Source organism: Undibacterium sp. (assembly GCF_030683615.1).
Taxonomy (GTDB): Bacteria; Pseudomonadota; Gammaproteobacteria; order Burkholderiales; family Burkholderiaceae_D; genus Undibacterium; species Undibacterium umbellatum.
The window spans coordinates 13,074-29,027 of sequence record NZ_JAUXQE010000001.1 but is presented as its reverse complement, the minus strand read 5'-3'; the positions used below and the strand labels follow the sequence as shown (position 1 = coordinate 29,027).

Below are 15,954 nucleotides of genomic sequence, written 5' to 3'. Positions count from 1 at the left end.
AGATTCTCCATTTGCCTGAGGTATTCCATGAAGCTTTTGCCAGCCCTGCTTGCCAGTATGATAGCCATGCTCATGACGCCCGCCGTCAGCGCACATGAGTATGAGGCCCTGATGAAGGCCAAGAAATATGCGGAAGCAGAAAAAGCAGCGAATGCCAAATTGAGCACCGATGCCAATAATGCAGGCGCTTTGCAGGTAAAAGCCGAATTGATACTGGTGGAAGGCAAGACCGACAAGCTCGATGATGCCGCAAAGTATGCCGAGCAATGCATTAGCGCCCATCCGCAACTATCTGAATGCCATGAGACGCTGGGCAATGTCCTGGGTACCAAGGCCACTGCCGGCAGCATGTTTGCAGCAATGTCGTATGCTGGGAAAATCCGCGATGCCTATCTCAAGGCAGTGGAGCTGGACCCCAAGAATTTCAGTGCACGCAGCTCTTTGCTGCAATTCTATTTGCTGGCACCTGCCATTGCTGGTGGCGGCAAAAGCAAGGCGCAAAACCTGGTCATAGAAACCGCCAAGATAAATAGTGCGGCTGGCAATTTATTGCAGGCGAATATAGATTTGAAAGATGAAAAATTTGCCAATGCAGAAACCTCGGCCCTGTCTGCCATTCCTGGCGATATTGAAAGCCTGAGCAGGTTGCAGCGTGGTGTCTTATTTAACATCGGCGCCTCGTATGTTCAGCAAAAGAAATTTGCCGATGCCGAGCGCATGTTTGGTGAATTGCAACAACGTTATCCTGATAAATACCAGGGTGCGTTTGGCATGGGCCGCTCTTTACAGGAACAGGGAAAGCACAAGGAAGCATACAGCTGGTTTGAAAAAGCCCAGACGCTGGAATCCAATGCCGCCATCTATTACCGGCTGGCGCAATGCCTGCAAGCCATGAACGACAAACCCAAGGCGATTTCCTATTTTGAGAAGGCACTTTCCTACAAGCCATCCCTGAATAAAAAAATGCGTGCAGATGCTGAAGATCAGTTAAAAGCATTGAAAGCCTGAGCTAGACGGGCCATGTTGCAAATTGAATGAAGGTATTTGACGCAAGTCAATGAAAGCAGTAAAGCCAGTACTGCACTGGCTTGCTAGTGGCTAGAGCGGCGTACAATTCTCTATCATTTGCCTCTCCCCTGCCCGTCATGAAAACCGCCACTGTCTCAAAACGCTTTATCCCGCATAGCCTGCTGGAAGACGTGCTGGCGATCATCACTGGCACTTTGCTGGTTTCACTCGGGGTCGCCCTGTTTAACCAGGCTGGCTTGCTGACAGGCGGCACCGCCGGTCTGGCATTCTTGCTGCATTACTCGACTGGTTGGTCATTTGGCATGGTGTTCTTTTTGATCAATCTGCCATTTTACTGGCTGGCCTGGAAACGCATGGGCTGGCGCTTCACCCTCAAAACGTTTTGCGCCGTAGCGCTGGTTTCACTTTTCTCCAGCCTGCACCCCAAGCTACTGCATTTAACCAGCATGACAGCCATCACCCCTTTCTATGTCGCACTGACCGGTGGCCTGATGATGGGCGTAGGCTTCATCGTTTTATTCCGCCATCAGGCCAGCCTGGGTGGTATCAATATCCTGGCCCTGTACATGCAAGAAAAACGCGGCATACGGGCGGGAAAATTACAAATGGGTGTCGATTTCATCATCGTGCTGGCTTCGCTGGCCGTTGTCACACCGATGGCCTTGCTGGCATCGGTACTAGGTGCTTTCGCCCTGAACCTGGCGATCAGTCTGAACCACAGGCCAGGGCGCTATATGGCAATGTAAAGTTTGATAATATAGAGTTTTTTAATCAGCCCAGCGCAGCACGGTACTGTGTTGGCGACATCTGCAAACGTTTTTGAAATACCCTGCGCAACTGGTCATCACTGCCAAAGCCACAGCGCGCTGCAATTGTTTTCACTGGTAGTGTTTGCTCAGACATATCTGCCAGCAATTGCCGGGCAAACTCGAGGCGAGCGCTCTCAATAAATTCGGTCGTACTGACGCCTACTTCATGCTGGAACAAACGGGTAAAATTGCGCAAGCTCATGCCTGCCATCTTGGCCAGTTGCGATACTGGCAGGCGTTGATGCAGATTGGATAATATCCACTGCTGCAATTCACGGATATTGGTTTGTGCCGTTTTCTGACTCATCAGATGCGTGCTGAATTGTGATTGCCCTCCTGGGCGTTTCAGGTAAACCACCATGTCACTGGCGACTTCGAGCGCCAGTTCATGACCACAGTCATCTTCCACAAAGGCGAGCGCCAGATCAATGCCTGCTGTCACTCCAGCAGATGTCCACAGGTTGCCGCTGCGGATAAAAATCGCATCAGCATCTACCTGCACGGCAGCAAAGTCATCTTGCAATTGCTGGGCGACACTCCAGTGCGTAGTCGCATGTTTACCATCCAGCAAACCAGTGCGGGCCAGGAAAAAGGCCCCAGAACATAGCGCCGCCAGACGCTTGATTCTGGGTGCCACATGAGCAACCCAATCGATAATGGCCTGATTGTCTTCCAGCGCCTGTTGTATATGCCGCGAACCAACAATGATGGCATCGTCTGGCAAAGCCAGGGTATTGATGACCTTGCTGGCTTCCAGGCACATCAGGGTATCTGAACGTACCGGGCCCAGATGCGCCGCTGCAATCTTTACATCATAGGCGGCAGGTTTGCCCTGGCGCTGTAAATGGATATTGGCATATTCAAATACCGACATCGGACCTATCGCTTCCAGCGCCTTGAAGCCGGGGTAAACCACGATATCTACAGTGCGCGCCAATATTGGTCGTTTGACTATGTCCGACTTCGCTGCTTTGTTCGACTTCATTCTCGGCCCTCGCTCAATAAATATCTATGCAGCCTTCATCATAATCGAAACAGCACCACCCGTCTTTTTAAGCCATTCTTAACGCAATATAGGCCATACATGCAAAAAGATTACAGAGCCATTGCGCTTTAAAGCACAATCAGCAAACTCATTTTAGTGTCAGACCAAGACCCATCATTTAAAGGACAGCCATGAAAACCAAAGCCGCCATCGCCTGGAAAGCCGGAGCGCCACTGACGATAGAAGAAGTGGACCTGCAAGGCCCGCAAGCTGGCGAAGTGCTGATTGAAGTCAAGGCTACCGGCATTTGCCACACCGATTATTACACTCTCTCTGGCGCTGACCCTGAAGGTCTATTCCCGGCTATCCTTGGTCATGAAGGCGCAGGCGTCATCGTCGATACCGGCCCGGGCGTGACCAGCGTGCGCAAGGGTGATCATGTGATCCCGTTGTACACACCAGAATGCCGCCAGTGCAAATTCTGCCTGTCACGCAAGACCAATCTCTGCCAGGCTATACGCTCTACCCAGGGCCGTGGCCTGATGCCGGATGCGACCTCGCGTTTCTCGCTGGATGGCAAACCGCTATTCCATTACATGGGTACATCGACTTTTTCCAACTACATCGTGGTGCCAGAAATCGCCGTCGCCAAGGTGCGTGAAGATGCGCCCTTCGACAAGATTTGTTACATAGGTTGCGGTGTTACTACTGGCGTTGGTGCCGTGGTTTTCACGGCCAAGGTTGAAGCTGGTGCCAACGTCGTGGTGTTTGGCCTGGGCGGTATCGGCCTCAATGTCATACAGGCGGCCAAGATGGTCGGTGCAGACAAGATCATCGGTGTAGACCTGAACCCAGCCCGTGAAAGCATGGCACGCCAGTTTGGCATGACCCACTTCATCAACCCGAACGAAGTAGAAAACGTGGTCGACCACATCATCCAGTTGACCGATGGTGGCGCTGATTACTCCTTTGAATGCATAGGTAATACCAAAGTCATGCGTCAGGCGCTGGAATGCTGCCACAAGGGATGGGGCAAATCCATCATCATCGGCGTGGCTGAGGCAGGTGCAGAAATCTCTACCCGCCCCTTCCAGCTGGTCACTGGGCGCGAATGGAAAGGCTCTGCCTTTGGCGGCGCACGTGGCCGCACTGACGTGCCAAAGATTGTCGACTGGTATATGGAAGGCAAACTCAATATCGATGACCTGATCACGCATCGCTTACCGCTGGAACGCATCAATGAAGGCTTTGATCTCATGAAGAGTGGTGAATCAATACGTTCAGTGGTGTTGTTCTGATGACGCAGCATAATTCCAGCAATACTGCCGCAGACGACACAGAAGAAATCACATTGCTAAGCCAGCACGCCTGCCATGGCGGCGTGCAACGCTTTTATCAGCATGAATCTGCCGAGATAGGCTTGCCCATGCGGTTTTCAGTCTACCTGCCACCGCAGGCCATGGCAGGTGAGACTTGTCCAGCCATTATTTACCTGGCTGGCCTGACCTGCACTGAAGAAACCTTCATGATCAAGGCGGGCGCGCAAGCCATTGCCGCACGCGAAGGCATTATCCTCATCACACCAGACACCAGCCCACGCAATGGCAACATCCCTGGTGACAGTGACAACTGGGATTTTGGTGTGGCTGCCGGTTTTTACCTGGATGCCACGCAAGCGCCCTGGAACAAGCACTACCGCATGCACAGCTACATCGTCGCTGAACTGCTACCCATGTTGCTGGCCAGCCTGCCCATGGACAAGTCGCGCGTCGGCATCATGGGGCATTCCATGGGGGGCCATGGTGCCTTGGTACTGGCCTTGCGCCATCCAGAGCTGTTCAGCAGCGTATCAGCCTTCGCACCGATAGCCGCACCCAGCCAGTGCCCCTGGGGACAAAAAGCCTTCACAGGCTATCTGGGTACTGATGAAAGTGCCTGGGCAGATTATGACGCCACAGCACTGATGCAAAAGCAGAGCCAGCCGCCCTTTCCCAAAGGCATTTTGATAGACCAGGGATTTGCAGACAAATTTTTAGTAGAACAACTACACCCTGAGGCTTTCAAGACTGCCTGCGCCAGCATACAACAGCCGCTGACCCTGCGCTACCATGAGGGTTATGACCATGGTTATTACTTCATCAACACCTTCATTGAAGATCACTTGCTGCACCACAAACAGCAATTAAGCTCCTGATCCTTGCATCCCTGTAGTACATACTGCTTGTTCCAGACGCACCAAACTGGAACAAGCACTCTATTTCTGTGCGCTTCTAGTTTAACCGTCATCTTTATTGTGTAAAATCGAGCGACTTCGTCGCGCATTTTTGCGCCTACTTCAGAACGACATAACCAGAAAGCAAGAGATGAGTAAAGTAGTCATCAGCGGCACCGGCCTGTACACGCCTTCCCAGTCCATTTCCAATGAGGAACTGATCGCCAGTTTCAATGCTTATGTCCAGCAACACAATGCACAAAATGAGGCCGCCATCGCCAGTGGTGACGTAGTCGCGCTGGAAGAATCCAGCGTCGCCTTTATAGAAAAAGCATCCGGCATCAAATCCCGCTTTGTCATGAACAAGGAAGGCGTGCTCGACATCAACCGCATGGTGCCAAACCTGCCAGAGCGCAGCGATGAAGAACCATCCATCATGTGTGAAATGGCAGTCGCTGCCGCCAACCAGGCACTGGAACGCGCAGGCCGCACTTCAGCCGATATTGATGCCGTCATTTGCGCCGCCAGCAATATGCAGCGTGGCTACCCTGCCATGGCAGTAGAAATCCAGAATGCCCTGGGCATAGATGGCTATGGCTACGACATCAACGTCGCCTGCTCTTCTGCCACCTTTGGCATACAGGCAGCCGTCACTGCCATCCAAAGCGGCCAGGCACGTGCGGTACTGGTCGTCAATCCAGAGATCACCAGCGGCCACCTTAACTGGCGCGACCGTGACAGCCACTTTATTTTTGGTGATGCCTGCACCGCCATCATCATAGAACGCGCTGACCTGGCGACATCCAAACACCAGTTTGAAATCGTCGGCCTGAAACTCAAGACCCAATTCTCCAACAACATCCGCAATAACTTTGGTTTCCTGAACCGCGCTGATGAAAGTGGCATAGGCAAGCCAGACAAACTGTTCCGCCAGCAAGGCCGCAAAGTGTTCAAGGACGTCTGCCCCATGGCAGCTGCCGTCATTACCTCCACGGTGCAGGCTGCCGACATCGCCATCCCTGATGTCAAACGCTACTGGCTGCACCAGGCCAACCTGAACATGAATTTACTGATCGCCCGCATGATATTGGGCCGTGATGCATCGCCAGAAGAATCACCGACCATTCTGGACACCTATGCTAACACCTCATCAGCGGGCTCCATCATCGCCTTCCACAAATACCAGGATGACCTGGAAGCTGGCAATATAGGTGTGATCTGTTCCTTTGGCGCTGGTTATTCGATAGGCTGCGTGGTAGTTAAAAAGCTGGCCTGATACCCTCCGCTTGAATAGCAAAAAGGCCGCAAGTGCGGCCTTTCGTTTGCTGGCCTGCTCCAGACAGGCAAAACTGAACTCTGAGGTATTACATACCCAGAGACTTCAGCAATTCGGAGTTTTCGTCATCATCAGGCGCGGCGGGAGCAGAGGACTTTTGTTCCGAAGCCTGCTCAAAGTCCAGCAAAGCATCAGGATCAGCCACTTCATGCGTATCAAAGTCATGCAGTTTGATGAACTCTGTCCTGTCTATCGCCAGTTCCAGATAGAAAATATTGTTTTTCTCAGTGAAGAATGAAACCCTGCGCAGTTCCGGCCTGTCCAGCGGCGTATCCACACTCAACATGACCTGCTTGGTCAGCACCAACATCTTCGGCTGGTTCTGCGTGATATTGGTCTGCAGTTCGCGACGCACCTTGCCTGTAAAGTCACCCACGATCTGGTTCATCAACTCACCCAGGATATTCGCCACCTCATCCGAAGTAAAAGAAGACGCCAGCTCAGACTTGGGCATACCCATGTTGAGCATGTATTTCTCGTAGATTTCCAGCGCCGTATCACCATCAAAATTCAGCACGACCAGGCCAGAAAAACCACCATCAAACAAGACAAAACAACCGATATCCGGTTTCAAACCTATCTTCGTGATGCGCTGCACCATGGCAGAATAATGCACCTTGCTATTTGTGGCGACATTCAACACCCGTATTACCGAGTTACACAAACTCGTCAACAAATCTTCTGTACCGTACACTACACCGTTTTCTTCCGAGGCCATGACCAACTCCTGAACTTATTGCATGAAAATCAATCCACCCGCCCGCTGAAAGCAGCAACACCGCCGCTTACCCAACACCCCGGCCAGATGGAGACACCGCATCACCGCACCCATCTACAGCAGCAGCGACAATACGAAACAACACTAAAGACCGCACACCCGCGCACGGGCAACAAATGAAGTCTACTCTAATATTGAAAGAATACTGAACCCCTAGCCCCCCGTCTACATGTTTCATGCGATGAGGCTAATTTGAGGGTGTTCGGGCGGAAAAGGATTTGAAGAGGCGTTGCTAATTTGCAAGCATCAGTTGTGATTGAAGATCATAAGCTGAGCGCCTTATGAAAATTTTGATTAGTTACCAAGTGGCAATAAGTTTGCAAAAATCCTACACATGCGTATTGGTATATGAATGTATAGCAATTATTTTTAATTCAATCCAAAAATACGCCTTGATGACGACGGATATCATCGCAACCGTTTGAAGGAGAGTTGTAACGAATGAACCTGCCATTTTTACTCCTTCAACCACGTTTTCTTGATCGTCGCGAAATCAGGATTCATCCATTCTTTCTTCCATAATTCAAAATATGGAATATCGCTTGATGACGGTTCAGGTGCACATTGGTTGATTTTCACAAGAGAGGGCATTACAACAGCCTCGCCAATCAAAAGTGCTTCCCCCGCTCCAAGTGTTGGTAACTTATCGACCAGATTGCCAAGCGTATCCGGTAATAGGCGAGCGACATAGCTCTGATCGTTCGGATTCGTCAGGCGCATAGCTAGAAAATTACTGCATTGAGAGAAAATTGTTTCGGAAATCTCCGATGGTCGTTGACTAGAAAGGAGTAATGTTACTCCGTATTTTCGACCTTCCTTTGCGATACGCTCAATAGACATCTTGGATGCCCTGTATTTCGCTAGCTCACTGTTTGGAACGTACTTATGAGCCTCTTCGTATACGAGTAGGATCGGTGCATCATTGTTGATTTTCTCACCCGCACCACTTCGCAGTACTTTGTAATAATAGCCGTATTCGAAAAGAATGCGTGATATGAGTGAAACTGTAATGCTAAGCACTTCAAATGGCACACCGCTCAAGTCAATAACAGTAACATTCGATTTCGTTTCGCCATAACCCAAAAGGGCTTGTAGGGTACCTTCAAGAGTTGCCGAATCGGCTGCGGAACCAAACAGAAAATTCAATCTATCTTGAGTCACTTTCGATTCAAACCTTGCATAGAACTTGTCTAATGTGCCATCGGCATAATCACCTTTCGTTATGCTTTGAGCTTTCGATTGATGAAAATTAAGTTTGCTCTCAAAATATTTGTGGAGCCGTTCTTTGGCAGATAGCTGCAGCCCAAGATTTGCATCAGTTTTACCTTCATCAAGAAGTTTATATGAACTGTCTTTGATCATATATCGTGATTCATTTTTCGCATTTATAGTTTCACTCTTCATATTATGAAGCGCATTAAGAACCTCTTGAATCTTGAACTGCAAAGGACTGTCGTAAAAAACTGATGGTGCGTTCGGGTTGTGTTTCCGCTTGTTTTCCGTAACGAGATTTCGAAACACGGATGATTGGTTGTAGTTGTCACGTTCGCCAGTGTCCAACAGAATTTCTTCTAGTTCTTCGCTGTTAAGCAACCAATATGGAAGATTGAGATTGCCGATATCCAAGAAGTTGGCGTCTGGGAATGCCGTCTTATATTCCGAATGGATATCGAAAATGACGACATGGGAGTTATTCAGAGAATATTCTCCATTTTTAGCAGAGACTGCTTTTTGAATAATGCTTGAAATCGTGTGTGACTTGCCAGCACCTGTTGAACCTACAATGGCAATGTGCTTGTTAAAGAATCTGTTGCCTTCCACTGGAATGCGGATACTAGCATTAGCCGCCAGCGTGCAAAACGTAAATTTCTTATTCGGGTCAACCGATTCATCAAAAATTTTCTTAATATCATCTTCCGATGCAGGTGCAACTCCCGTCGGTGGGATGGTGAGCGTGTCACCACCACGGATAAATTTTCCTTCACGGATAATTCCCAGCGGAAGCGCCTCAATAACGTGGCGTCGTTTGTCTTGGCTCGTTACTTCAATGCAGTAATTCTCAATGATCCCGATGAGCGCGCAATCCTCGTTGTCGGTAATCTTGAGATAGGAACCTACCTTTATCGGCTCACCGCGCGAGAAGGCAGCTATATCATCAACTGATATCTTCACTTTGTCAGGGAAGACAGCAATCACTTCTGCATGCATTTGATTTGGGGACGTCATTTAGATAACTCCATTCACGAAATACACCGATTCAGTTTTAATCTTATTGTGGGAGATGCCAATTGGAATAAAGGCTTCGGGTAAAGCCGATACCTTGTAGAAATCGAATATTTCTACGGTTGATCCTATTGTAGAAGTTGCTATCTGATTAAGCTGGGTACAATTGCCGATGAATTTCAGTTTCGTCAAATTGTCTTTTGTAGGTGGCCGCATGAGCCTATCTACTGAAAACGGCGCGCCGTGGAATGCGTGACCGTCTGACAGTTCCACTCCACGTGCAAGTAAGTTTCCTTTCAACAAAATTATTTCAGCGGACGAAATTCCCAATAGTAGAACGTATGGGCAGAACCTGTCAGTCTGAGGGGTTCGCATGTTTTCGACGTGAGAGAAGCGATTTCCAATCTTAATTAGGAGTTGGGTCAAGTTAGACAAATCAAATTCCAATGCAGCATCGAGTACAAAAATGCGCATGGATTTAGGAATTTTCGTGGAAGAAGGAAAATAGAAGTACTTCCGTTTTACAGTACGGGCATAGTATTCGTCGCCAAACTTCTTACGCAACCAAACATTGAAAACGATCTCCTTACAGTTGACCTTGGAAACAAATACTTCCTTGGTAATTTTTCGATCACTAACATTTTGCTGGATCGCCAGAGACTGGATAACAGTTATGGCATTTGGATAGTAGAAGGCTTCTGCATCCTCTCTCAGGCAACCTGGAATCTGTAATGCGAGGAGCGACTTAACTTCATTCTGCTGTTCATCGTAAGACTTCGCGCTGACATCAATTTCTAGACGTTTGCGAAAATCTTCCAATTCGGCATCACCGATTGAGAGTTCAATATGTATCTCATGCGTAACGTTTTTTGAAGCGTAGGTAAGGAAGTGCTTTTTCAAAAATTCAATATTGAAATCGCTAGGAAGTTTTTCTTGCCCGCCGTTGAAATGTCCATATATGCAGTATCGGAAACGCTGATCTTTGAAGCAGTCGTTTTCTTTGAAATGCCGCACCATATGAATTACTGCCTCTTTGATGACAGAATGGTTGTACTCGGTGCCTTCATAATACTTACACTGAATCAGGACGCTTTCATCTTCAGTGACAAAATCTACGTCTTCAATTCCCTCCACAGTTACAACTGCATTGGGAGCGGTCGACTTTAGTATCTGAACGATGGTGTGGTCAAATTGGTAGAAGTAACCTTTGATCGTTGCGTTGGCGGCTCGATTGCTCATAAGTAGAATTATCAATCCCTGTCTGAGGTAATCTTGCTTTCTATTGATAAGCAGCGAAAGCGCAATCAACGCACGGATCAAAGTTGCTCATGCGAGAGAATTTCACCTATTTGGGATAAATTTAAATTCTTATCCTTTGTAAGAGAAGCTACAACTACAGTATAGAAAGTAGCATCATTACTGCGTAAAAATGTGGCAAAACATGCACACCATCAAAAATTATCAATTTATTACATTTAATTATTAAAAAGCATGACATATTATCTATGTTTTTGCTCACGGCTCATACCCCACCACCAGCCGTGCAGCCATCTCAGGAAAATCTTCTTCAGGCTTGTAAATAACCAGCACCGCCAGATCCACCAGCGCATGCAGCAGTATGGGTAGCCAGAGGCTGTTTGTGAGTATGGTCAGCAGGCCAAATAGCAGGCCGCCTATGGCGGTGCGGATGATGCCGCTGATGCCCTGGTAGTAGTGGCATATGCCGAACACCAGGGCGCTGGCTACCAGGGCAAGGCTCAGGTCTATGTGCCAGTTGGCGTGTGACTGGCCGTGGATGAATTGCAGCAGGAAACCGCGAAAGAAAATTTCTTCACAGATGCCTGCGGTGAGGCTCAGTAGTATCCACCAGCGGCGTTCCTGTTTTGAAACGGGGAACAGGAAATAGTAGTTGCGTAGCTCTTTCCAATAGCTCAGGCGGGCCTGGGGTTTGATGATGCAATGTGCTGCGGGCATGAAGGCCAGGAAGAAATAGATGACCAGGATGGTGATTGCCACGCCCGTGGCCAGCTGGCTATTGTTCAACCATGCCATGTCATTCTTTGTGCCTGCGGCAATGAATAACTGCGGTGGATGGATGAGCAGGCCTGCTATGAAGGCATATGCCCACCAGGTCGCGATGCCGCGCTTGTAAGTGGACAGGCGGGCAGCGCTGCTGGTATGGGCTTGCAAGCGGGCTGTCTTGCGCTGGTCTTCCGTCAGGGTCAGGCAAATGACGATGGCGATGAAGATGGCTTGAAGCGTGACCGGCAGTAAATCCATTAAAGCGGGCATGGCATATTCCTTATCAAAGGCATTGTTGAAACCAAGTATGTAAATGTGAATTCACTTTTACATAAATTTTGATTTTTGTCTATACTATGCATATGAACCCAGAAAATTTATCTCATGCCCCTCATGCCCCTGTACAGGAAAGAAGCCGTTCTACTGCTTTGCGGCTGTTGAATGCCACTATCGCCTTGCTGGATGAGTCTGGCCTGGAGGGGGCGCTGATACCGCGCATAGCTGAGCAGGCCGGGGTGTCACCTGCCAGCGTGTACCGCCGCTTTGCAGACAAGAATGCCTTGTTGCGTGCGGCTTTTTTGCATGCCTTGAAGGAGAGCAATGCGTCCAGCCGCGTATCATTGAGTGACGCGCTGCTGGGTGATACGCTGGCCGTGAGCGTAAGAAAATTGATGGACATGCTGTTTGATCAGTACCGGCAACATCCACATTTTTTGCGGGCGCTGTCGCAGTTCATTGATGCGGATACTGACAGGGCATTTGTCGGCGAGGCGCGCGCCATCATCCGGGCGAATATCGATTTGATTGTGGATTTATTGCTGCAGCATAGAAGTGAAATCAGGCATGCGGCACCAGAGCTGGCCTTGCGCTTTCTGGTGCTGAATGCGACCTGTTCGATAGAAGCTTATTCGCTGGACCCCAACTCCATGTGGCATGTGGAACCCTGCCTGAGCAGGGCTGACATGACGGAGCAATTGGTGCATGGATTTGTGAGCCATCTGGCCTGACGCTAATGCACAGACTCAATTTTGCCGGTGCTTCACATGCCTAATTGCGCCAATATTTTCTGGGCAGTTTCTATCCGTGCCTTGCCGGGAAAATTCTTGTTGGCGAGGATGACTATGCCCATTTTCTTGTGCGGTACAAAGGCGATGTAGGCACCAAAGCCGCTGGTGGCGCCGGTTTTGTGGATGAAGAGTTTGGCCCCTGCTGCCATGGGTGGGGTGATTTTTTCCACGGGGGTGGCTTCGAACACCATGCGTTCAGAAGAACCTTCAAACAATGCTGCCATCTCTGCAGGATAAGGGTACAACTCCCAGATCAGGCTTTGGGTCATGCCCCCTGCCTTGAAGTAGCCAGTGTGGGTATTTTTCAAGGCTTGCGCAAACTCCGGGGTCAGTTTCATTTCGCCTATGTTGGCCTTGATAAATTGAACCAGATCACTGGCGGTAGTCCTTACGCCATAGGCTTCTACGGAAAGCACATCGTCGCGCATGCGAACTGGGGTGTCGTCTTTTTTATAGCCCTGCGCATAGTTGGACTTTTTGGCGTCTGGCACAACTATGTAGCTATTTGCCATGCCAAAGGCAGGGAAAATTTGTTCTTGCATGAGTGTTGCAAAAGGCTGCTGCATGCTTTGGGCAGCAATGACGCCGAGCAGGCCTATGCTGACATTGCTATAGGTTCTGTGACTTCCCTGTACATGAGCTGGCTTCCAGTTCTTCAAATAGCTCATCAGTTGCTCATCGTTCTTGACTGCCTCTGGCACCTGCAATGGCAAGCCACCAGTGGTGTGGGTAGCCAGGCTCAGCAGGCTGGTATCTCCAAAGTTGCTGCCTTTGAGGCTGGCGAGGTGGTCTGATACTTTGTCATTGAGTGTCAGTTTTCCTCTTTGCTGCGCCAGCGTTGTCATGGTTGCGGTAAAGGTTTTGCTGATAGATCCTATTTCAAACAGGGTGGCGTCATTGACCGGGGCATTGTCTGCCCGGGATGCGAGACCATAGTTGAATACATATTGCTGGCCATTGACATAGATGCCGACGGCGATGCCAGGGATGGCATAAGTATCTTTAACCGGGAGAACGGCTGCATCCACGGTGCGTTTGATGCTGTCGATTTCTGCACTCATGGCAGTAAGGCTGAACATGGCGCAAGACAAAAATAGGCTGGCGCGCAGAGATTGCAATGCTGATGATTTCATTTTATGGTCCTCAAAAATTCGCTAAAAACTTTACTGGTTTGGTGGTTTGGTGACTTGTGCGTGGCGGGACTACAACTTCAGTTCCCACACCATGCGCCAGGTGCGCGCTGTTTGTTGTTGGCCGGCTGCTGTCCAGCGCGAACTCTCATTGGTATAGCTACCGTTTTCCACCCTGTCTTGTTGCAAGACATTGGTGACAGAAAATCGAAACTGGCTTTGCTTGCTTTGTTTCCAGGCCAGGTAGATGTCAAGGTTGCGTCTGGGGTTGCTGTATCCCGTCAGGTAGGCAGATTCGCGCAAGCTGCCTGCGGCCTGGTAGTTGTAGTCGGCACCTATGCGCCAGGCGGACTGTAACTGGTAATCAGCACCGACACTCACCAGCAAACCGGTTTGTTGTGCCAGGCGATTATCGGGGCCGGGCACTTGTTCTACGGTAGACCAGTTGCGGTTGAGGTTGCCATGTATTTCTATGGCGGGCATCTCGATGGCCAGCTTGCTTCCCAACTCTTGCAGGTTGGCCTTGGCTTCGATTTCCAGCCCGACTATTCTGGCGCGCCCATTGTTGACGATGCTGCTCACCCAGCCTTTGCCACTAGGATCGACTGGCTCCAGCATGACATCGTCTATGCGTCGCCAATAGGCATTGGCGCTGATGACACTGCCTTCTGTCAGGTAGTGTTCGTAGGCCAGCTCCAGGCCCCAGGCGCGTTCTGGTCGCAAGTTGGGATTGCCCTGGAAATCTGCATTCAGCGGGGTGTTGTTGTTATCAATGCGAAACAGGCGGGGCACCAGATTGGCGACGGTAGGCAGCTTGAAGCTGCGGTTGAGTGCCATGCGCCATTGTCTTTGCGCATCGACTTTCCAGACACTTTGCAGGATGGGGCTGAGCATGGTCGAATTGTTTTGAAAATCGAAAGCACCTGCCTCTTTGCTATTGCTGTTGATGCGCTCCATGCGCAAACCCAGGTAGGCTGACCAGGCGCTGTTGATGGTCCATTCATCTTGTATATACACTGCCAGTTTTTGCAAGCCTGCCTGATAAGCATGGGCGGTGCTGCTCTTTGCACCAGTGGAGAGCGCAAGCTCTTGTTCGGCACGGTTTTCATGACGCAATGCATGGCTGGCTTCCCAGCCCAGGCTGAGTACATGCGATTCTGAATACGGGGCCAGATACTTGCCATTGAAGCGATATTCATTTTCATCGGCATCACCAGTGACATAGCGGTGTACCGCCAGAGCCCCGGTCTTGTCCTTGCCCCAGAACTGGAATTTGGCAGAGCGGTCGAAGCTGTTCCAGCCAAAATTCATCGTCAGTTTGGCACTGTCGGCCAGGCGGCGTTCCCAACTGATATCGTTGCGTGAGGTGAGTATATGGGCAGCCCAGATGCTGTGGTTGTCAGGGAATTCTGTGCTTTCATACGCGCTTGGGTTTTCTTTTTCATGCCGGGCTTGTTCCAGCCTGGAGAGGTTGAGATTGCCTTGCCAGTTGATGCTGTCTTGCGCATCCACTTTCCAGCTCAGACGCGGCGACAGGCTGGCGACGTCGCGGCGGTTTTGCTGGCTTTGCTGTAGCAATCTGTCAGTCTTCATTTGCCAAGCACCGTTTGCATTTTCACGTTTGGCAAAACTCTCGGCCTGGATATTATTGACTTCAGTGCTATTGCTTTCCAGCGTCCCTGCCAGGACATAGGAAATGTCCGCCTGTGTGCCGGGCATTTGATCGCCTACACTCCATGACAAATTGCCGGACAGGCGGCCATCTTGCAGGCTGGCATTGGATTTGATTTCTGTCGCTTGCTTGCTGCTTTTTTTCTTGAGGATGATGTTGATGGTCCCGGCGATGCTTTGGGCGCTGACATCGGCACTGGCAACGCGCATGACTTCTATGCTTTCTATCAAGTCTGGGGCTATGCTGTCTATGGTGAAACCTACGGGCGTGGCCTGGCCATTGAGCAGGATCTGGGTATAACCATTGCCGAGGCCACGCATGCGTATCTCTGCGCCCCTGCCCTTGCTTTCGGTGACGCTGATGCCGGGCAGGCGCTTCAAGACTTCGCTGACGTTGGTGTCACCGTATTTTTCTATGTCTTCCCGGCCATACACGGCGCGCATGCCTACATCATCTTGCCGGTCGCGGTTGGGTTGGCTCTTGGCGCTGATTTCCACTTGTTGCGGGGTTTGCTGTGCCGTCGCAGCCTTGCTGGCGAATAGCGCCAGTATGCTCAAAGCGATGGTGGACAGACGTGTTGAGGTCTGCTGAAAAAGCATGATGGTTTCTTTCTTCTACTTTAAAGGGCGTGAGCAGCCCCTGCGCCATTGTTGGCGCAAGGCTGTCAAGCAAGGGATAAGGTGATTAGGGT

The 15,954-nt window shown here is 50.1% G+C and carries 13 protein-coding genes; 6 read left to right on the top strand and 7 right to left on the bottom strand.

Annotation, left to right across the window (positions count from 1 at the left end; genetic code table 11):
* Positions 1 to 27 precede the first annotated feature (27 nt).
* Positions 28 to 1,008 (top strand): lipopolysaccharide assembly protein LapB, encoded by a 981-nt coding sequence (locus Q8K39_RS00130; protein ID WP_305257798.1) that lies wholly within the window; start codon positions 28 to 30, stop codon positions 1,006 to 1,008.
* 137 nt (positions 1,009 to 1,145) lie between these two features.
* On the top strand, positions 1,146 to 1,775 hold the full coding sequence (locus tag Q8K39_RS00125) for a YitT family protein (RefSeq protein WP_305257797.1): 630 nt from the start codon (positions 1,146 to 1,148) through the stop codon (positions 1,773 to 1,775).
* A gap of 25 nt (positions 1,776 to 1,800) precedes the next feature.
* Here the strand turns inward: Q8K39_RS00125 and Q8K39_RS00120 are convergent, their stop codons facing one another.
* Positions 1,801 to 2,823: a GlxA family transcriptional regulator gene (locus Q8K39_RS00120; RefSeq protein ID WP_186956729.1), complete on the bottom strand. Its 1,023-nt coding sequence runs from the start codon at positions 2,821 to 2,823 to the stop codon at positions 1,801 to 1,803.
* 191 nt (positions 2,824 to 3,014) lie between these two features.
* On the opposite strand from Q8K39_RS00120, the gene Q8K39_RS00115 reads away from it, so the two are divergent.
* The 3 genes from Q8K39_RS00115 to Q8K39_RS00105 all read left to right on the top strand — a co-directional run bounded on the left by Q8K39_RS00115 (position 3,015) and on the right by Q8K39_RS00105 (position 6,311).
* Positions 3,015 to 4,121, top strand: a complete 1,107-nt coding sequence (locus Q8K39_RS00115) for an S-(hydroxymethyl)glutathione dehydrogenase/class III alcohol dehydrogenase (protein ID WP_305257796.1) — start codon at positions 3,015 to 3,017, stop codon at positions 4,119 to 4,121.
* Positions 4,121 to 5,017 carry an S-formylglutathione hydrolase gene (gene fghA / locus Q8K39_RS00110; RefSeq protein ID WP_305257795.1) on the top strand — a complete coding sequence of 299 codons (897 nt, stop codon included), beginning with the start codon at positions 4,121 to 4,123 and terminating at the stop codon, positions 5,015 to 5,017. The genes Q8K39_RS00115 and fghA overlap by 1 nt, the downstream gene beginning before the upstream one ends.
* 169 nt (positions 5,018 to 5,186) lie before the next feature.
* Positions 5,187 to 6,311, top strand: coding sequence for a beta-ketoacyl-ACP synthase III (locus tag Q8K39_RS00105; protein ID WP_305257794.1), 1,125 nt, complete (start codon positions 5,187 to 5,189; stop codon positions 6,309 to 6,311).
* 88 nt (positions 6,312 to 6,399) lie between these two features.
* Here the strand turns inward: Q8K39_RS00105 and Q8K39_RS00100 are convergent, their stop codons facing one another.
* The 4 genes from Q8K39_RS00100 to Q8K39_RS00085 all read right to left on the bottom strand — a co-directional run bounded on the left by Q8K39_RS00100 (position 6,400) and on the right by Q8K39_RS00085 (position 11,664).
* Positions 6,400 to 7,089: a DUF3334 family protein gene (locus tag Q8K39_RS00100; protein WP_186956734.1), complete on the bottom strand. Its 690-nt coding sequence runs from the start codon at positions 7,087 to 7,089 to the stop codon at positions 6,400 to 6,402.
* Between the two features lie 516 nt (positions 7,090 to 7,605).
* Positions 7,606 to 9,375 (bottom strand): anti-phage-associated helicase HerA, encoded by a 1,770-nt coding sequence (gene herA, locus Q8K39_RS00095; RefSeq protein WP_305257793.1) that lies wholly within the window; start codon positions 9,373 to 9,375, stop codon positions 7,606 to 7,608.
* Positions 9,376 to 10,611, bottom strand: a complete 1,236-nt coding sequence (locus tag Q8K39_RS00090; RefSeq protein WP_305257792.1) for a DUF4297 family anti-phage-associated protein — start codon at positions 10,609 to 10,611, stop codon at positions 9,376 to 9,378.
* Between the two features lie 276 nt (positions 10,612 to 10,887).
* The gene (locus tag Q8K39_RS00085; RefSeq protein ID WP_305257791.1) at positions 10,888 to 11,664 is read right to left on the bottom strand and encodes a CPBP family intramembrane glutamic endopeptidase; all 777 of its coding nucleotides are present in this window, start codon (positions 11,662 to 11,664) and stop codon (positions 10,888 to 10,890) included.
* A 92-nt stretch (positions 11,665 to 11,756) separates the two neighbouring features.
* On the opposite strand from Q8K39_RS00085, the gene Q8K39_RS00080 reads away from it, so the two are divergent.
* The gene (locus tag Q8K39_RS00080) at positions 11,757 to 12,401 is read left to right on the top strand and encodes a TetR/AcrR family transcriptional regulator (protein WP_305257790.1); all 645 of its coding nucleotides are present in this window, start codon (positions 11,757 to 11,759) and stop codon (positions 12,399 to 12,401) included.
* 32 nt (positions 12,402 to 12,433) lie between these two features.
* On the opposite strand, the gene ampC is transcribed toward Q8K39_RS00080, so the two are convergent.
* Both ampC and Q8K39_RS00070 read right to left on the bottom strand, forming a co-directional pair.
* Positions 12,434 to 13,594: a class C beta-lactamase gene (gene ampC / locus Q8K39_RS00075; protein ID WP_305257789.1), complete on the bottom strand. Its 1,161-nt coding sequence runs from the start codon at positions 13,592 to 13,594 to the stop codon at positions 12,434 to 12,436.
* A gap of 69 nt (positions 13,595 to 13,663) precedes the next feature.
* Positions 13,664 to 15,862, bottom strand: a complete 2,199-nt coding sequence (locus Q8K39_RS00070) for a TonB-dependent siderophore receptor (protein ID WP_305257788.1) — start codon at positions 15,860 to 15,862, stop codon at positions 13,664 to 13,666.
* Between the last annotated feature and the right edge of the window lie 92 nt (positions 15,863 to 15,954).